We start from the raw sequence: 19,390 nt of genomic DNA, 5'->3' as shown, positions 1-19,390 counted from the left end.
CACACCGTTTACAATTAATTCATATTTAGCAAAGGAGATTAAACAATGAACAAAAAGAAAATTATTTCATCCCTGCTCTTGACCACTGCACTAGTAGCATCAACTATTGCAGTATCACCTGCCACTACATTTGCAGCAAGTTCAAGACTTGGAGGAGCAGATAGATACGAAACATCAGCCAAAATATCACAAAATGGATGGGCAAATGGTTCTGATTACGTAGTACTTGCCAGTGGCGAAGGCTATGCAGATGCACTATGTGCAGCACCAGTTGCAAAGAAGTATAATGCACCAATACTACTTACTACAAGCAAGACATTAAACAGTACAATAAAATCCGAGATTACAAGACTCAAGGCCAAGAATATAATAGAAATAGGGGGAACAGCCTCTATTTCATCAAATATAGAAAATCAGCTTGAAAATGAAATGTCCTTGAAAGTAACACGTCTTGGAGGAATAGACAGGTATGAAACCTCTGCAAATGTAGCAAGGGAGCTTGGAGACGTATCAGACATGGTTCTAACTTCAGGACTTGGATATGCAGATGCACTTTCCATAGCCCCAATAGCTGCAAGCAAAGGATATCCAATACTTTTAACACCTAAAAATTCAGTAACAAATTCAGTAAAATCCTATATAAACTCACACAAATCGGACTCAACAAAGGTTTATGTAATAGGGGGAAGTGGAGTTATACCCGAGAGTATATTGTCTTCAGTGCCAAATCCAATGAGAATATTTGGACAGAACAGATATGAGACAAATGTATCTGTAATGGAATTTTTCAAAACAGAACTTAAATTCCAAAATGTATATATAGCAAAAGGAGATGGCCCAAATGGAAACGAGTTTGCCGATGCACTTTCTGCTTCAGAACTTGCGGCCAGAACTTCCTCACCAGTTGTACTTACAAACAATACATTGAACAACTACACTAAAGAATTTATAAAATCAAACCTGACTAAAGACACTAGTGTTGTTTCAATTGGAGGTCAGGCATCCGTTCCAGATTCACTTGCAGCTGCTATTCAAAATGTCATAAATGGAACAGATGAAACTCAAAATCCACCTACAGGTGGTGGAAGCTCTCAATCAGATTATGATACCATAAAATCAGTTTCATCCAAACTCAAAAATGTTGATAAAACAAAACTTGACAGTACCCAAAATAAAGTACTTTCAGAAGCAATAACTTCCATTGACAAATACATTGCCGATACAAGTTATGATTATACTGCTGATGCTAACAATATAAAGAGTCTTTACGGCAACCTTTCAGGATCAGAAAAAACTGGCTTGCAAAATGAAGTCATAAAATCTGGACTAAGTGTTTCAGAAGCACTTGCACTTGAAAGTAGATTTGGACTTTAGATGAGTTATTTTAAACAACTGCCCCATGAAAATACAGGCAGTTGTTTTTTTATACCCTTTTTCTATACAGATATATGTATTATAATTATAACTATGGGAGGGGAAAATATGAACAAGAGAAAAATAATTGCAAGTTTTATTCTGAGTGCCGTTTGCGCATCCACAGTGAACTTTGCTTCCACAAAAACTGTCTCTGCAGCAACTGTAAGGCTTGGAGGACAGGATAGATATGAAACCTCAACAAAAATATCGCAAGATGGATGGACAACTTCTGAATATGTAGTTCTTGCATCAGGCCAGGGATATGCAGACGCACTCTGTGCAGCACCAGTTGCAAACAAACACAACGCACCTATACTTTTAACACCAAGCAATAATCTAGACAAGAATGTAAAAAGTGAGATTACGAGACTTAAAGCGACACATGTAATAGAAATAGGAGGAACAGGCTCCATATCCACAAATGTGGAAGATGAGCTGAAATCCATGGGACTTTCCGTACAGCGTCTTGGCGGAGCAGACAGATATGAAACCTCTGTAAAAGTAGCCAAAGCAATTGGAACTCCCAATAAAATAGTTGTAACTTCAGGACAGGGATATGCAGATGCACTTTCCATAGCACCAATTGCAGCCAAACAGGGAATGGAGATACTTCTAACAAGTAATATTGGAATTCCTGACATTGTAAAAAACTATATTCAGGACAATCAATCAAGTATTGTGGACACATATGTCATAGGTGGTACCGCAGTAATACCCGACAGTACAACAGGCGATTTATCAAATCCAATAAGAATATCAGGAGCAGACAGATATGAAACAAACGTAAACGTACTTGACTATTTTAAATCCTCAATTGATATGAACAATGTGTATATTGCAAAAGGAGGCGGTCCTGCAGGAAATGAATTTGCAGATGCCCTTTCAGCTTCCGCACTTGCAGCTAAAAACAACTCACCTGTTGTCCTTACACAGGACGACATAAACACAGATACCCAGAAATTCATAGAAGACAATGTTGATGCTTCAGCCAATATTGTAGCAGTAGGAGGACAAGCATCCGTTTCAGATTATCTTCTTGAACATATAGAACTTACTGTAATAGTCAAATCTGCAAACAATAGACTTCAAGCTATAGCAGATTCTACAAGCGACTCAAATGAGAGAGATGCAGTTGAACAGATAATAGATAATTTAAATAATTCAATTTCAACTAGACTGGACAATGCAGATGAGGCACTTTCAAATTTCCAGTCAAATATGGAAAAAACACAGGAAATCTTACAAAAACTTTCTGATATAGAAAGAACTGACCTGCAAAACAAAATAAATGCAGACAATACCTTGCTGCAGTATTTAAACCAGCTAAATCAAATAGCTGAAAAATACTTTTCAACTGATACTGAGTAAATAAATACCTGGTGCCAAATAGTACCAGGTATTTATTTATAAATCTGTTATGTTATAATTAAATATGTTAAAAATAGATAAATGGGAGCTGAATCATGAATAGAACTAAAAGAAGTATAAAAAAGGCTGTAATTTTGATAATTATAGTAATTATAGTCGCAGTTGCTTGTTTTTTAGCACTTGTTTTCTCAAATTCATCATATAGTGCCAAACAGTATAAATTTTCTAATAATATATTCGATAAAGTAATAGAAGCACAAAAAGCAGGAACTACAGTGTCGTTTAATACAGAGGAATTAAATGAATCAATAGCACCTTTTATAAAGGACAATATGACATCAGGTGATGCCGTTGTAAAAGGTGTAAATGTAGAAGTCAAAGACAGTACATTAAAATTTTATATTCCTGCATCATATAAGAATTTTAAATTCCTTTTGACTACAGAGGGAAGTGTATCCTATAACAACAATAATATAGTATATGATCCACTGTATTTCAAGATTGGAAAGATAAGCATTCCAAAGTCGTATGTTATCAATGAATTAAATAGAAGATTAAGTGACGGCATCAAGATTCAGGACAACAAGATAAATGTATCATCGGAACTTCTACCAATAAAGATAAAGTCAATTGATATAAAAGGTGGACAGCTGAACATTCATACGGATACTACATCCATGACTATTCAGGAAAGACTCAACTGGTTCAACAATGTTATGAAACAGTCAGAAAATGCCAGTACTGTCAATAAATTCATAGAAAAATTCATGGATGGAAGCAATATATCAAGTAGTATATCAAGTGGTACAAATTCAAATACTGGAACAGGGGCAGCATCATCAAACAGTGCCTCTGCAGGTAGCACACAATCAGGCAGTACTCAAAGCAACACTCAAAAGGGAAATAAGACATCTGAAAGCAGCACAGGAGGAGCAGATGAAGTTATATCTGAAATATCCAGTGCCATAAGCAGTCAGGACAAAAGTGCGTTGAGTTCCATACAGGAAAAGTACAACAAACTTTCTTCATCGGAACAGCAGAAAGTAAAATCTTCTGTAAGCTCAATGGTGGGACCTGAGAATATGGGTAAAATAATGGATAAACTAAACAAATAGAGTTTATCCATTAATATATAAAACAAACAAAAGGGGGAAAAATAGTGGAAAACGAAGAGATGACTTTAGATCTAAAGGACTTTTTCTACATAATAAAAAAGAGATTGAAACTTATAGTGTTGATAACACTGGCTTGTGCAGTAATAACAGGACTTGTAAGCGTATTTCTCATCAAACCTACTTACGAGGCAAGTTCCAGCATAATAGTTGGAAAGCCTACAAACAACATCAAGACAGACAACAATGATGTAATGATGTATCAGAATCTGGTAAAGACCTATGCACAGATTGCACAATCCGATTCTGTTGCCAAGACAACTTTAAACAAGCTAAATGAAAACATTACATTGGATCAGTTTCAAAAGATGGTTTCAGTTACACCGCAGGAGGGTACGCAGATACTTACAATAAAGGCTGACAGCAAGGATCCAAATGAGGCTGCAAAAGTAGTGGACACAATGGCTTCATCTTTTATAAGTGAGAGCAAGAGAGTATTTCCAACAGGCGGTGATATTCAGATTATGGATAGAGCACAGATTCCAAACGAACCTGTAAAGCCTAAAAAGACACTGAATGTTGCAATTGCATTTTTCCTTGGTCTCATAGTTTCTGTAGGATTGTCATTTTTACTTGAATATCAGGACAATACCATAAAGACAGAAGATGACATAGACAGATATCTGGAACTGCCTGTTATTGGGGTAATACCAAAAAACGGCAAATAGATAAAAGGGGGTAATACAATTTGATCGATATGCATATTCACCTGCTGCCGGGAATAGATGACGGTTCAAAGTCCATGGATGAGACGGAGCAGATGCTTAAGATGATTGAAGAAGATGGTATACATAGTGTAATAGCCACCCCCCACTTTTATAGAGGTCATTATGAGAATAATCGTGAGGATGTGGAGAAACTTGTACATAGGGTAAATGAATTTTCAGTGGAAAGTGGAATCAATGTAAAACTATTTCCGGCACAGGAAGTATTTTTAGACGACCATACTGTAGACGAGTATGAATGCCATCATATAGCACCTATGGCAGAAACAGACTATATGCTCGTAGAACTTCCCATGATAAAAATGCCTGAAAATGCAATGGACATAGTATATGAACTTAAAATAAGAGGAATAAAGCCCATTATGGCACATCCTGAAAGATACAGATACATAATTGAAAATCCAGAGAAGATAAATTTATTCGTAGATGAGGGATGTCTTCTTCAGTTGAATGCAGGAAGTATATGTGGAAAATTTGGAAGCAATGTGAAGAAAACAGCGCATACTCTTATAAAAAATGGAATGTGCAATTTCATAGGCTCCGATGCTCATTCAAGTACCAGGAGAAGACCTGGACTAAGTGAAGCATTTGATATTGTGAAAAACATGGATGAAGAATTAGCTAAAATATTGGAACAAAACAGTGAAAAGCTGCTTGAAAATGAGAATATACATCTTTGCCAGGAAAGAATCAAAATAAAAAAGGGATTCTTCAGCTTTTTCAACAGAAAAAAACAACTAATGAATAGATAATGGAGTGAATATATAATGGAAAAACCAGAACTTATTACTATACAAGATCCTAAATCGCCAATATCAGAGTCATATAGAACTTTGAGAACAAATATTCAATTTTCCTCTATAGACAAGGAAATACAGACTATAATGCTTACAAGTTCAGGCCCTGGAGAGGGAAAGTCTACTACATCTTCAAATCTTGCCATAGTTATGGCTGAAAGCGGAGCCAAAACTATAATAATAGATTGTGATCAGAGAAATCCAGTACTGCATAAGAAATTTCTTGTTTCAAACAAGACGGGGCTTTCAGACATACTTGCAGGAAAGGTCGAATTTCAGGATGCTGTTATAAATACAGGTATTGAGAATCTGGATCTTTTGACTTCGGGGACAAAACCTCCAAATCCATCAGGAGTTCTAGCTTCAAAGAGAATGAAGACTTTCATTGAAGACTTGAAAGATAAATACAGATACATAATAATAGACACTCCTCCTGTAATTGCAGTAACAGATGCACAGATTGTATCTACATATGTGGATGGATGCATTCTCGTAGTAGCTTCCTTACAGGCGGATAGAGATGCAGCCCAAAAGGCAAAGAGACTTTTGGAAAAAGTAAATGCAAACATACTTGGAACAGTTTTGAACAAAGTGGAAGCAAAGGGAAAGGGGTATTATGGATACTACTATTCCTATTATGACGAAGATGGTAATAAAAAGAAGAAGAAAAAGAAAAAATAGTGGTAAATATGCAGTTATGGATTTTAGTTGAATAATTTACAGCATTTTTATTGAAAGCTTATTAAAAAATTGTAAATATTATGTTGTTTTCGTTCATATTTGGGAGTATAATGGAAAAAAGAAGTTAGAATATGGGGGGAACATACAGTTGATAAAACAAAATCAAAAGCATCTCAATAAATTATTTGTATTTGTAGATGCATTAGTCATATTTTTAGCCATAAATCTGTCATACTATATAAGATTTGGATATAATGGATTTAGTACAAATGATAATCTTTTTAATTTTTATATTTTACCATTAATTCTCATGATACCAATATATTTAGTTCTATTCAGTATATTTGATCTTTATGAACCATACAGATTCAAAAGTATAAGAAGTGAAGTTGCAAATATAATAAAATGTAATATCCTAGGTATCGTTATATTTATGGTTCTTCTGTATTTATTAAAAAGAGTAAATTATTCAAGGCTTTTAATTTTAGCATTTTTTTTATCTTCCATATGTTTAATCTGTATTGAAAGAATTTCCTTAAGGATGATTTTAAGAAGTATAAGAAAAAAAGGTTATAATGTAAAACATGTATTGTTTGTAGGTAGCAATAATATAACATATAAGCTTGTAGAACAAATAGAACAAAACAAGCAATGGGGCTATGTTGTAGAAGGTATATTATGTAATAAAAATTTTAAGGAAGCTTTTCAGGAAGTGGCAGCGGAGTCTGTATCCAAAGGCAGTATTACAGATAAGATAAAGATAATTGACGATCTTAGTGCACTTGAAACTTATATATCGGGCAGTAATATAGATGAAGCATTTATAACATTGCCGTCTAATGAATATGATAAAATCAATAAAATAATTCATATATGTGAAAAGTGTGGTACTAAGTGTCAATTACCTCTGGATTTTTCTGATAGTAGTTTTTCAAAACCATATATTGAGGAAATAGGCAACATCCCAGTCATGGGAGTAAGATATATACCATTAGACAATTTATTCAACAATATGGTAAAAAGAACATTTGATATTATATTATCCAGTATTGCAATAATATTATCATCACCCATAATGCTTGCAAGTGTCATTATAATAAAGCTGACATCTCCCGGACCAATTATATTTAGGCAGAAAAGAGTTGGATTAAATAAAAAAGCATTCACCATGTATAAATTCAGATCGATGAATGTACAAAAGGCATCTGATGAAAAAGTGGAATGGACAACAGAGAATGATCCTAGAAAGACTAAATTTGGTTCATTTATGAGAAAGACCAGTATTGATGAACTTCCTCAGTTTTTCAATGTGCTAAAAGGAGATATGAGCATGATTGGTCCAAGACCTGAAAGACCATATTTTGTGGACAAGTTCAAGCATGAGATACCAAAATATATGGTAAAACACCAGGTAAGACCTGGAATTACAGGATGGGCTCAAGTAAATGGATGGAGAGGAGATACCTCCATAGACAAGAGAATTCAGTGCGATGTGTACTATATAGAAAATTGGAGTTTCCTCTTGGATATAAAAATAGTTTTTCTAACATTTTTTAAAGGATTTGTAAATAAAAATGCTTATTAGAATCTTAAAGGGATGGTTGAACATATGTTGTGTGCACTTATAATGGCAGGTGGAAAAGGGGAGAGGTTCTGGCCGCTTTCTACAGATGAAAAGCCAAAGCAGTTTTTGAAACTATTGGGTGAAGAGACCATGATACAGATGACGGTAAAAAGACTTCTTCCACTTATTCCAATAGAGAGAATATTTGTAGTTACAGCTGCAAGATATGTGGATTTGTTAAAGGAACAGGTTAAAGATCTTCCAGTTGAAAATATAATAGTTGAGCCGGTAGGTAGAAATACAGCACCATGTATAGCACTTTCAGCTTTTCATATAAGTAGAAAGTACAGAGACGCATCTATTGTTGTATTACCATCAGATCATCTTGTTGTCAAACCCGACAGGTTTATAGAAACTATAGAACATGGATATAAATTCATACAGAATCATGAAGAGGGAATAGTGACACTTGGTATGAAGCCTGACAGACCTGAAACAGGTTATGGATATATTCAATATAAGAAAGATTATAGTTATCAAAATGACCTGTCAGGGGAGGCAGCAGTTACCAGAGAAGAAAACGGACAGTGCCTTAATCTGTATAAAGTTGAAAGGTTTGTGGAAAAGCCTGATGAAGAGACTGCCAAAGAGTATATACAGAAGGGAAATTTCCTATGGAACGGTGGAATGTTCATATGGAAATGCAGTACTATAATAAAGCTTACCAAAGCCTATTTAAGCAATACATATAGTATTTTGAAAGATATATTCGAAAGCTCAGATAAAGATTTTACGAATAAACTAAATGAAAAATATCCACAAGTGGATAACATATCAGTAGACTACGGAATAATGGAAAAAGCTAAAAATATATATGTTATTCCATCAGACTTTGGATGGGATGATATAGGAACCTGGTATGCAGTAGAGAGATACAGAGATAAAGATGACAACAACAATGTTTGTGTAGGTGATACAAAGAATCTGTCTGCAAGCAATAATATAGTTGTTGCAAAAGACAAGCCTATAGTAGTTGTAGGACTTGATGATGTTTTTGTAGTTGAAAGTGATGATATTATTTTTGTAGGTAAGAAGAAGGACATTGACAGGATTAAAGAGATAAAGAGGAATGTGAATAAATAATAAATTCTTAATGGGATGGAATTCATGAAAAAGATTAAGATATTACATATAGCTCAATCAGAAATTGGTGGAGTTACAGAATATATAAAAATGCTTTTAAAGTATATGGATAATAGCAAATTTGAGTTTTACTTAATAGGTTCTAAACAATATGAATCTCAAAAATCTATATTTAAAAAATTAAATTGTGAAATTCTAACTATAGATATGAAAAGAGAGATTTCTTTAAAGTCAGATTTTAAATCTATTTTAAATATAAGAGATTGCATAAAAAAAATTAATCCAGATATAATTCACTTGCATAGTAGTAAGGCAGGTGCCTTGGGAAGAATGGCATCTATATTTTTAAACATACTTATTGTTTATAATGCACATGGCTGGGCTTTTGATATGAATGTAGGTAAAAAGAAAAAATTGATCTATGTGTATGTGGAAAAAATATTGGCAAAGTTTACAGATGCAATAGTTAATATATCTGATCATGAAGAAGATAGTCAGAAAAAATATAAAATAAAACCAAAGAAATATACAACAGTTATATATAATGGAATTGATTTAGAAAGATATAATGTGAAATATGATATACAAAAGATAAAACAAGAATTAAACATTCCACTTGATTCGTTTGTTATGGGTATGGTAGCTAGAATATCTGAACAAAAGTCTCCTGAACTTTTTATTGAAGTAGCTAAAAAGTTACAAGAAAAATTGGACAATGCTTACTTTATATTAGTAGGAGACGGTGAATTAAGAATTAGGATTGAGCAATTAATTGATACATATGGATTAAAAAACAATTTTTTAATAACAGGATGGACTAATGAAGTGCCTAAATATATTTCTATATTTGATGTTGGTGTATTAACGTCAAAGTGGGAAGGATTTGGACTAGTTTTAGCGGAGTATATGGCCGCTAAAAAGCCAGTAGTAGCTTTTAATTCTGGTGGAATTCCGAATGTTGTCAAAGATAAATACAACGGTTTGTTATTTGATTATGGAGATATTGATAGCTTTTATGATGCTGTTATTAATATAAAGAATAATGATGAATTTAGAGAAAAATTAATAAGTAATGGTTATAAAGCAGTAAATAAAAGGTTTAATGTTGAGAGAGTTGCTAAAGAACATGAAGAATTGTATTTACAAATCATAATATTATGATTTGTAAATACTAAAATTATAAACATATATAAGATTTAAAAATGAAGTATATTTTAATAATAAAAAAGTTATTGATATATTAAATAAAAAAGTCTTAGTGTATAGAAAATATGATAGTATAGATACTTTGAATGTCTAGTGATTTGAGTATGTTGTTTAAGTGATACAAAGTAACTAGAATGGAGAAAAAAATGAAAAATTCAGAAAATAAATTAGAAAAAATAGGAATTGTATCATGCTATTTTCAAAAGAATTATGGTAGTATGTTGCAAGCTTATGCTACTCAAAAATACTTTGATAAATTAAATATTCAAAATGAAATGATTAATATATCAGAAATCAGTAAGGAGATTGCTTTATCAAAAATGAAGTTCTATTTTCGTAATATTACTGACCAAGGTATGTTTAGAGCAAAAATGAATTCTGTAAAGCATTCTCTAAGACGAAAATTTAAAAAAGGCACTTTTGGAAAACAGATTGATATTAGGAATAGAATGTTCGAAAATTTTTGTAATAAATATTATAAGATATCTAGTTCATATAGTTCTAAAGATGAATTATCAAGAGCATGTAAAGATTATTCAGCTATTGTAGTTGGAAGTGATCAGTTATGGACTCCTGCTAATATAGATGCTGATTACTATACTTTGACATTTGTTCCAGATAATATACCAAAAATTTCGTATGCAACTAGTTTTGGAGTATCAGTTCTTCCTAAATACCAAAGAGAAAAAGCTAAGAAATTTTTAAAAAGAATTGATTATATCTCTGTTAGAGAACTGTCAGGACAAAAAATAGTAGAACAATTAGCAAATAGAAAATGTGAGGTGGTGTGTGATCCAACTCTTCTATTTACTGCTGAACAGTGGATGGATATTCAAAAGAGTGAAAGAATTATTAACGATAGATATATCTTTTGTTACTTCTTAGGTAATAATCCAGAACAAAGAGAATTTGTTAAGAGATTTAAAGTAGCTACTGGATTTAAAATTGTTGCTTTACAACATATTGATGAATATATAAAAAGTGATTGTGATTTTTCAGATATAGCACCCTATAACATAGGACCAGGTGAATTTATTAATTTGATAAGAAATGCAGAGTATATATTTACAGATTCTTTTCATGGCAGTGTTTTCTCAATATTGTATGGGAAATTATTTTTTACTTTTAGAAGGTTTGAAAAAAGTAATTCTGCTTCCACAAATACAAGATTGGATACATTGCTTAATCGTCTTGGTTTGCAAAAACGGTTATTAAAATCAAATGAAGATATTTTCAAATCAATAAATAGTCAAATTGATTATGATAAAGTAAATGAAGAACTTGCAAAATTTCGGAATGAATCTAAACAATTTATTTCCAATGCATTAAAAAATATTCGGGGGAATTAAAGTAATGATTGAGATAACTAATAAGGAGAATTGCAGTGGATGCAGTTCATGTGCTAATATATGCCCTAAAAAGTGTATTACCATGCAAATGGATGAGGAAGGTTTTTTATATCCAAAAGTTAATAAATTAGACTGTATTAACTGTAATCTTTGTGAACATAGCTGTCCAATTCTTAATCCTATTCCAGAAGAGAAACATAATCAAAAAGCTTTTTTAATTCAGAATAAGGATGAAAAAATTAGAAAAGAAAGTACTTCAGGTGGTGCTTTTACTGCTATAGCTAGTTATATTTTAAGTCGTGGAGGAGTAGTTTTTGGAGCATGTTTTGATGAAAGTTATGTTGTAAGACATATTTATGTTGAACAAAAAAAAAATTTAGAAAAATTTCGAAATAGTAAATATGTTCAAAGTGAAATTGGAGATACATTTATTAAAGCAAAATATTTCTTAGATAGTGGTAGAATGGTTTGTTTTAGTGGCACTCCCTGTCAAATAGAAGGTTTGAAATCTTATCTTGGCAAAGAATATAGAAATTTGATTACGGTAGATTTGATTTGTCGTGCAGTTCCATCACCATTGTTATGGAAAAAGTATTTGGATATGAAGAAAGATTCTATAGGAAATAATATTAACAAAGTAATGTTTAGAGATAAGTATTATGGATATAAATATTCTACAATGACTATTTGTTCAGATAAGAAACAGTATCATGCTGGGGTTGAGTCAGATCAATGGCTTAGAGCATTTTTTACAGAAATTTGTGATAGACCGTCTTGTTATCAATGTAAATTTAAGAAAAGATATAGAATTAGTGACTTTACTATCTGGGATTGTTTTACAGTAGATGCTTTTAATAAAGAGATGGATGATGATAAAGGAACTACTAGAATGATTACACAATCGGCAAAAGGAGAAAAAATTTTAGATTTAATTAAACATGAAATAGTATGCTACCCTATTGATTTAGATAAATCAATAAATGGCGTGAAAGAAATGTTTTATTCAGTTGAAAAGAATCATAAAAGAGAACAATTTGTTTTGGATATGCAAAACATGGATGGAAAAAATTTATTAAATAAATATTTTCCAGAAACATTTAAAGTAAAGTTGGAACGTTCTGTTAGATTAATTAGCTATCAATTAGGGATATATAAACAAATGAAGAAGATAGCAAAAAAATTTTTAAAGAAATAATATGATATATTGGAGTGTATGAAATGTCAGTACTTGTAAGTATTATTGTTCCTGTATACAATGTGCCAGATAAGTATCTTAAAACTTGTATAGAGAGCTTAATTAATCAGACTATGAGAGAGATAGAAATTATTATTGTTGATGACGGTTCTAAAGATAACTCAGGTGAGATATGTGATATGTATTCTAAGCAAGACAATCGAATTAAAGTAATTCATAAAAAGAATGGTGGACTTGCAGATGCTCGTAACATTGGTTTTGAAACTTCTATAGGAGAATATATAACTTTTGTTGATGGTGATGATTGGATTGAATCTAATATGTGTGAAGAGATGTATAAAGTAACAATAAACCAAGATATTCAACTGGTTATGTGTGGAATAATTAAGGATTATGCAAATTCATCTATTGAATATAAATTTGATTTAGAAAATATGAAAGTGTATAAAGAAAAAGAATGTAGAGAACTACAAGCGAAATTGTTAATATTTAATGGTAATATAGCTTGTGCATATGCTAAATTGATAAATCGAAAATTTTTACTTAAAAATAAAATAATTCATGATTCAAAATTAAGGCAGGGAGCAGAAGGATTAGAGTTTAATTTGCGACTTTTTGGTAAGGTATCTAAAGCAATATTTGTAAAGCAATCATTTTATCATTATATTTTTAATGATAAATCTATTTCAGCGAGTTTTGATGAAAAGAATAATGAATATGTATTAAAATGTTTTCAAAAAATTGAAGAGTATATTAAAAATGATGATAATAGAGAAAAATTATTACCTAATTTTTATAATCGACTAATTTATGTTATATTGACAACGGCTATTACTGGATATTTTAATCCCGAAAACAAGGATTCTTATGGCATTAAAGTAAAAAAGTATAGATATTATTTATCCAATCCAATGATTCAGGAAGCATTAAAAAAAGCAAATAACGTAGGATTATCACTAACAAGGAAAATTACACTTTTTTTTATTAGGATTAAATGGTTTTTCCCAATATCATTAATTGCAAGAATTAGAAGAGAACAACTAATGAATAAATAGATATAATTTATCTTAGAAAGGAAAAATTAAATGAAAAGAATTTTAGTTTATGGAATGGGTAAAAATCATGGTGGAATTGAAAGCTATTTAATAAATTATTCAAAGCATTTTAAAACTGGAAAAGTAGTGTTTGATTATATTACAGAGGCTTCAGAGATTGCTTACGAAAAAGAAATTAAAAAACTAGGAGGTAATATTTATTATATCCCACGCAAAAAGAAAAAGCCAATTCAACATTTACTTCAATTTAGAAAAATTTTAAAAACGCATAATGAATATAATATTATATATTTTAATATATTGTCTGCTTCATATGTTTATACAATATTTAGCTTGATTGGTATAAAAAATATTAAAATTCTAGTACATAGTCATAATAATAATGCACAGAGATTATGGCTTCATTTATTGTGCAAACCTATATTACAACTATTCTCAATAGAAAAATTAGCATGTTCTAAAGAGGCAGGTAAGTTTATGTTTGGAAAGAATTGTATAAAAAAAAATAAAGTTAAATTTATAAATAATGCAATTGAGATAAAAAAGTATATATATTCACCACTGTTAAGAGAAAATGTAAGGAATTCATTAAAAATTGGATCAAAGTTTGTAGTAGGATCTGTTGGACGACTTAGTTATCAAAAAAATTCTTTATTTATTATAGATATATTTTCTGAAATTTATAAAAAAGATAAAACTGCTATATTAATAATAGCTGGTGAAGGTGATTATCGTAAAAAATGTGAGAAATATATACAAGAAAAAGGTATTAAAGATGTTGTATATTTATTAGGAATGCGTAATGACATTCCTAACTTATTACAAGGAATGGATATCTTTTTATTCCCTTCAAGATTTGAAGGCTTAGGTATGGCTCTTATAGAAGCTCAAGCTGCTGGATTAAAATGTTTTACAAGCATGGAAGCTGTTCCTAAAGAAGTAAAGGTTACTCCTGGTTTAGAGTTTATATCATTAAAGGATTCTGCAAAAAAATGGGCAAGTGTTATTTTAAAAAATAAAAATTATAGACGACAAAATTATGATTTGAATATAAAACAACATGGCTTTGATATTGATACAGAAGCAAAAAAATTAGAAAATTTATTTTTGAATATTTAAAGTTTAGAGAAAGGAAGAATATAATGTCTAATAAATACTTGATTTTAGCTAATGACAATTCTGGTTTATTTTCGTTTCAAAAATCAATTAGTGATAAAATTTTAATTAAAGATGCTGAGCGTGGGAAGAAATTTTTTCAACGATTCTTAAGAAAAATACATTATAAATTTAACCTTCCTTTTACAAAAATATGGTTTCCATGGATTAATGACATAAAATTTTTTGATACAATAATAATTTTTGATAGAGGCAATACAAAATATATTGCCCAATACATAGCAAATAGATATCCAAATAAAAGAATAATTATTTGGTTTTGGAATTCTATTAAATATTCAATATCTCCTAAAGATTTTAATAATATTCCTTGTGAAGTTTGGTCTTTTGACAAAATGGATTGTAAAAAGTATGAATTAAATTATAATACGTCATTTTATTTTGATAATATAATATTACCCAAAAAAGATATTTATTTTGATATATGTTTTATTGGATCTGATAAAAATAGAATGAATACAATTTTATCAACGCAGAAGCTATTTAGTAATTTGAATTTAAAGATATATTATCATGTTGTAGCATCTAAGAAAAGTAATTTAAAACAATATAATTATAAACAAATGATTTCTTATACAAAGATTTTGGAAATTATTTCATCCAGTAAAATTATTTTAGATTTGGTTGCAGAAGGACAAAATGGTCCAACATTACGTCCTTTAGAAGCAGCATTTTTTCATAAAAAACTTATTACAAATTATAAAAATATACAAGAATTTGAATTTTATGATTCTAATAATATATTTATATTGGGAAAAGATGATATAAATACATTGCAAGACTTTGTGAGAGGCAATTATGTTGCTGTTAATCAAGATTCAATTTTAAAGTATAATATTACGAATTGGATAAAGCGATTTAAAAGTTATTAAATTATAAAATATAGTATATTATGCTAGATGATTAATGTTTTTCGATAAGTTCTTGAATTACCATATAAAAAATCACAGCTAATTAGTTAATGTGACTATGTAATTATGAGCAATTAGATAGTTTTTTAAGGGAGGATCAATTTTGTTATTCATACTTTTAACTGTAGTAATAGTATTATGTTTATTAGCATTTATTTTGAACAATAAGGATTTAATGGAACCATCAGTAATAGTTTGTATATCTTACATTATAAGTATATTATGTGCTGTTGTGAATATAAAAGTATGGGATATAAATCTTGCTAATAATACATTTTGGATTATTACAGTAGGAACAGTTATTTTTATTAGTATAAATATAATTATAACATATATAATAAAATCTAAATATAATAAAAAATATCAATGGAAACAGGATTTAAAAGTTATTAATATACAATATTTTAAAATAATATTAGTAGCTATGTTTCAAATAATAGTGGCTTTATTTTATGCAAAATCAGTACGAAGTCTTGCTGGACAATATGGAAGTTTTAATGATTTCTCATCAATGATGACAGTTTATAGAATGAATACTTCTTATGGAACAAATGCAGGAGTTTCAGCAACTCTTAATCAATTTGTTAAATTATCAAATGTATGTGCTTTTGTTTTTTTGTATGTATTTATTAATAATATATTGGAGAAATCAAATCAGAAAAGAAATTTATTAAATATTATTCCTGTAATTATTTATTCTATTCAAGTTATATTAACAGGAGGAAGATTTAATTTATTAGCTTTGATATGTTCAGCTTTTATAATTTATAATGTTTTATGGCACAGAAAAAATGGTTGGAATAGACAAATAAAAATAAAATTTTTATTTAAGGCAATTATTATATTAATTTTTGTTTTTGTTGGTTTTTATTTTTTAAAAACTTTTGTAGGACGTACTTCCAAAGTTGATTTTATAACATATATTACCTCCTATGTAGGTGGCTCAATTCAGTTATTTAATATGTATGTAAATGGGCCTATTTCTAAGTCTAGTATATGGGGTAAGGAAACATTTTATTCAATAAATGATTTTTTAAGAAAAGTAGGGTTATTAAATATTAATGCGTATATTCCACATTTAGAATTTAGATTTTCAAATGGGGTGATGCTTGGAAATGTATATACAGCATATAGAAGATATATTCAAGATTTTGGTATCGAGGGAATGATAATATTACAATCAGTTTTTGCCTTATTTTATAGTATATTTTATGAGAAAATTAAACTTAAATTTCCAAAGAAAAAATTAGATTATTCATTACTTGTATATGCGGCAATATCATATCCATTATTTATGCATTCTATCAATGATTGTTTTTTTTCAGGCATATTATCTGTAAATTATCTAATTATTATTATATTACTAAAACTTGTTAGTTGGTTTATTGTTGATATAAAAGTTTCTTTTAAAAATTCATTGAATAGAAAGTGAGAACTTGTATATGAATATATTTAAAAAAAAGTTTGCTATGAATTTATCATATGCTTTTATTGCTCAAGGAATATCTTTAATTATGAGTTTATTGATATCTCTTTTTGTTCCTAAATTATTAGGGGTAAGGGATTTTAGTTATTGGCAACTCTTTATATTTTATAGTAGTTATATACCGTTTTTTCATTTTGGAATAAATGATGGTATATATTTAAAATATGGTGGGATTCCATATAAAAATATGGATAAAAGCAGTATTAAGTCTCAAATGTATTTTGGATTTTTTTATGAGAGTATTATTTCTGTATGTATTATTATAGGAGCTATTGTATTATTACATAATAATGATAGATTTTTTGTTATTGTTTCAACGTGCATTTATTTTATAATATATAGTTCAAGTAACTATTTAGGGTATATATTTCAAGCAGCAAATCAAACAGTAGTATTTTCTATTTCTATTATCGTAAGTAGAATTATTTTTATTTTTGCAATAGCGGGACTTTTAGTTTTCAAAATAAAAAATTATAAATTATTTGTTATTTTATATATAGTAAGCATTCTTATATCACTTTTTTATTGCATTTTTAAGGGAAAAGATATTTTTTATTCTAAATTAAGGCCTTTACCTGTTATAATTAGTGAATCTCTAAATAGTATTTCTATTGGAATAAAATTAATGTTTTCTAATATAGCTAGTATGCTTATTTTAGGTGTTGGGCGTTTGATTATAGATAACAAGTGGGGAATTATTACTTTTGGTAAATTTTCATTTTCATTAACATTAACTAATTTTATATTAACTTTTATTAGCCAAGTTAGTATTGTTTTATTTCCGACTTTGAGACAGGCAAAAAAGAGTCAACAACAGTATTTTTATAAAAATGCCCGAAATATGTTAGGCTTATTTCTTCCTATTGTATTTATTGGGTATACACCAGTAAAAGTTATTCTTAATTTATGGTTACCACAATATCAAGATAGTATACATTATTTAGCTTTATTGCTACCACTTTGCACATTTGATGGAAAGATGGAGATGCTTTGTAATACATATTTTAAAGTATTAAGGAAAGAAAAATTATTATTGACTATAAATGTAATTACAATGGTGTTAAGTATTTTATTATCACTTTTAGGAGGATATCTCCTAAAAAACATTAATAGTATTCTAATTTTTATAGTTGTATCAATAATATTTCGAAGTGTTATTTCAGAAATATATTTAGCTAAATTGATGTCATCAAGAGTAATAAAAAAATTAGTTCAAGAGATAATTATAGCTGTTATTTTTATGATTTGTAATTGGTATATGAGTGTAATGACTGCATTTGTAATTATGATAATAACTTATATAATTTATCTTATCATTAATAAGAAAGATTTATATTTTATATTTGTTAAGGTAAGAAATTTAATAAGAGAATAATAGTTATATTATACTTAAAAAATTACAATATTAATTCAAGCAAAATTTTATTAAATAGTTAGTTCACAGCGTAAAGAAGAAAATTTAAAGATTCATTCTGCTTTTGTATATTAAACTAAGTAAGAATTTAGTCAAATTACATTCTAAATAATTAAAATGTAATTTTATAAATTGTATAGATATTTCTTTAAGATATATGTCCTCTTATGAATTTTATCAGCTATATTGTAAGCAGTATTTATATAATATTTAGGTAAAAGTGTAATTCTATAAAAAATTAAGAATTAAGTATATTTTATCCTAAATTATGAAAATAATTCAGGTATGTATATTATTAATAAGAAATTGATTGATATGATATTTAAAAAAGTTTAAGATCGTTAGATAATAATCATTAATATGTTGAGCAATAAATCAATAAAGAATGACTTATCAAAAATCAATTCAATGAAATTTAGAGTAATAGAGTATGCTGAAGTTGAAATTATGTAAGAGAATATATAGAAAGTAGTGTTTTATTAGATTTGACTATAAAGAATTGTCTTAGATTATACGTAAAATATGAATGATACAAAAATGATAGATAATTATTTCTCAGGGAGATACATATGAATAAAATAAGAAAAGCAGTTATACCTGCTTCATGTTTGGAGACTAGATTTTTACCTGTAACAAAAGCTTAACCCAAGGAAATGCTTCCTATTGTAGACAAAACAACTATACAATACATAATTGAAGAAGTTGTAGCTGGAACTTGAAAATCATAACAAG

General features: G+C 29.1%; 16 protein-coding genes and 1 pseudogene. All 17 read left to right on the top strand.

Going from position 1 to position 19,390, the window contains the following annotated elements; genetic code table 11:
• Positions 1–45: 45 nt before the first annotated feature.
• The gene (locus KM800_RS12275; RefSeq protein WP_217813352.1) at positions 46–1,374 is read left to right on the top strand and encodes a cell wall-binding repeat-containing protein; all 1,329 of its coding nucleotides are present in this window, start codon (positions 46–48) and stop codon (positions 1,372–1,374) included.
• 108 nt (positions 1,375–1,482) lie between these two features.
• Entirely contained in the window at positions 1,483–2,784 is a 1,302-nt protein-coding gene (locus tag KM800_RS12270) for a cell wall-binding repeat-containing protein (RefSeq protein WP_217813351.1), read from the top strand.
• A 95-nt stretch (positions 2,785–2,879) separates the two neighbouring features.
• Positions 2,880–3,899, top strand: a complete 1,020-nt coding sequence (locus KM800_RS12265) for a hypothetical protein (protein WP_217813350.1) — start codon at positions 2,880–2,882, stop codon at positions 3,897–3,899.
• Between the two features lie 44 nt (positions 3,900–3,943).
• On the top strand, positions 3,944–4,624 hold the full coding sequence (locus KM800_RS12260) for a YveK family protein (protein ID WP_217813349.1): 681 nt from the start codon (positions 3,944–3,946) through the stop codon (positions 4,622–4,624).
• A gap of 29 nt (positions 4,625–4,653) precedes the next feature.
• Entirely contained in the window at positions 4,654–5,433 is a 780-nt protein-coding gene (locus KM800_RS12255) for a tyrosine-protein phosphatase (RefSeq protein WP_254906556.1), read from the top strand.
• A 15-nt stretch (positions 5,434–5,448) separates the two neighbouring features.
• The gene (locus KM800_RS12250) at positions 5,449–6,159 is read left to right on the top strand and encodes a CpsD/CapB family tyrosine-protein kinase (protein ID WP_217813347.1); all 711 of its coding nucleotides are present in this window, start codon (positions 5,449–5,451) and stop codon (positions 6,157–6,159) included.
• Positions 6,160–6,307: 148 nt separating this feature from the next.
• A complete protein-coding gene (locus KM800_RS12245) occupies positions 6,308–7,744 on the top strand; it encodes an undecaprenyl-phosphate glucose phosphotransferase (RefSeq protein WP_217813346.1) in 1,437 nt (478 codons plus the stop codon).
• Positions 7,745–7,768: 24 nt separating this feature from the next.
• Positions 7,769–8,866 (top strand): mannose-1-phosphate guanylyltransferase, encoded by a 1,098-nt coding sequence (locus KM800_RS12240; RefSeq protein ID WP_217813345.1) that lies wholly within the window; start codon positions 7,769–7,771, stop codon positions 8,864–8,866.
• 24 nt (positions 8,867–8,890) lie between these two features.
• On the top strand, positions 8,891–10,027 hold the full coding sequence (locus tag KM800_RS12235; protein ID WP_217813344.1) for a glycosyltransferase family 4 protein: 1,137 nt from the start codon (positions 8,891–8,893) through the stop codon (positions 10,025–10,027).
• Between the two features lie 191 nt (positions 10,028–10,218).
• Positions 10,219–11,421, top strand: a complete 1,203-nt coding sequence (locus KM800_RS12230) for a polysaccharide pyruvyl transferase family protein (protein WP_217813343.1) — start codon at positions 10,219–10,221, stop codon at positions 11,419–11,421.
• Positions 11,422–11,425: 4 nt separating this feature from the next.
• Entirely contained in the window at positions 11,426–12,616 is a 1,191-nt protein-coding gene (locus KM800_RS12225; protein WP_217813342.1) for a Coenzyme F420 hydrogenase/dehydrogenase, beta subunit C-terminal domain, read from the top strand.
• A 23-nt stretch (positions 12,617–12,639) separates the two neighbouring features.
• Positions 12,640–13,671, top strand: coding sequence for a glycosyltransferase family 2 protein (locus tag KM800_RS12220; RefSeq protein ID WP_217813341.1), 1,032 nt, complete (start codon positions 12,640–12,642; stop codon positions 13,669–13,671).
• A gap of 30 nt (positions 13,672–13,701) precedes the next feature.
• Entirely contained in the window at positions 13,702–14,790 is a 1,089-nt protein-coding gene (locus KM800_RS12215) for a glycosyltransferase (RefSeq protein WP_217813340.1), read from the top strand.
• Between the two features lie 23 nt (positions 14,791–14,813).
• Entirely contained in the window at positions 14,814–15,719 is a 906-nt protein-coding gene (locus KM800_RS12210; protein WP_217813339.1) for a hypothetical protein, read from the top strand.
• A 142-nt stretch (positions 15,720–15,861) separates the two neighbouring features.
• Complete coding sequence (locus tag KM800_RS12205) at positions 15,862–17,190, top strand: O-antigen polymerase (RefSeq protein ID WP_217813338.1); 1,329 nt, start codon at positions 15,862–15,864, stop codon at positions 17,188–17,190.
• A gap of 679 nt (positions 17,191–17,869) precedes the next feature.
• Positions 17,870–18,619 (top strand): hypothetical protein, encoded by a 750-nt coding sequence (locus tag KM800_RS12200; RefSeq protein ID WP_217813337.1) that lies wholly within the window; start codon positions 17,870–17,872, stop codon positions 18,617–18,619.
• 608 nt (positions 18,620–19,227) lie between these two features.
• Positions 19,228–19,368: pseudogene (locus KM800_RS12195) on the top strand (UTP--glucose-1-phosphate uridylyltransferase); the annotation flags it as partial.
• Positions 19,369–19,390: the final 22 nt, after the last annotated feature.

Origin of the sequence: Clostridium tyrobutyricum, assembly GCF_019144085.1 — a bacterium.
GTDB lineage: Bacteria > Bacillota > Clostridia > Clostridiales > Clostridiaceae > Clostridium_B > Clostridium_B tyrobutyricum_A.
Note: the sequence above shows the minus strand (reverse complement) of the source record. Positions and strands in the feature narration are given on the sequence as shown.

Excerpts from the sequence above, each read along its gene's own strand:
- KM800_RS12255 (WP_254906556.1), top strand. The coding sequence starts at position 4,654 with ATGCATATTCACCTGCTGCCGGGAATAGATGACGGTTCAAAGTCCATG.
- KM800_RS12275 (WP_217813352.1), top strand. The coding sequence starts at position 46 with ATGAACAAAAAGAAAATTATTTCATCCCTGCTCTTGACCACTGCACTA.
- KM800_RS12225 (WP_217813342.1), top strand. The coding sequence starts at position 11,426 with ATGATTGAGATAACTAATAAGGAGAATTGCAGTGGATGCAGTTCATGT.
- KM800_RS12250 (WP_217813347.1), top strand. The coding sequence starts at position 5,449 with ATGGAAAAACCAGAACTTATTACTATACAAGATCCTAAATCGCCAATA.
- KM800_RS12265 (WP_217813350.1), top strand. The coding sequence starts at position 2,880 with ATGAATAGAACTAAAAGAAGTATAAAAAAGGCTGTAATTTTGATAATT.
- KM800_RS12240 (WP_217813345.1), top strand. The coding sequence starts at position 7,769 with ATGTTGTGTGCACTTATAATGGCAGGTGGAAAAGGGGAGAGGTTCTGG.
- KM800_RS12220 (WP_217813341.1), top strand. The coding sequence starts at position 12,640 with ATGTCAGTACTTGTAAGTATTATTGTTCCTGTATACAATGTGCCAGAT.
- KM800_RS12235 (WP_217813344.1), top strand. The coding sequence starts at position 8,891 with ATGAAAAAGATTAAGATATTACATATAGCTCAATCAGAAATTGGTGGA.
- KM800_RS12200 (WP_217813337.1), top strand. The coding sequence starts at position 17,870 with ATGTTTTCTAATATAGCTAGTATGCTTATTTTAGGTGTTGGGCGTTTG.
- KM800_RS12270 (WP_217813351.1), top strand. The coding sequence starts at position 1,483 with ATGAACAAGAGAAAAATAATTGCAAGTTTTATTCTGAGTGCCGTTTGC.
- KM800_RS12215 (WP_217813340.1), top strand. The coding sequence starts at position 13,702 with ATGAAAAGAATTTTAGTTTATGGAATGGGTAAAAATCATGGTGGAATT.
- KM800_RS12210 (WP_217813339.1), top strand. The coding sequence starts at position 14,814 with ATGTCTAATAAATACTTGATTTTAGCTAATGACAATTCTGGTTTATTT.
- KM800_RS12230 (WP_217813343.1), top strand. The coding sequence starts at position 10,219 with ATGAAAAATTCAGAAAATAAATTAGAAAAAATAGGAATTGTATCATGC.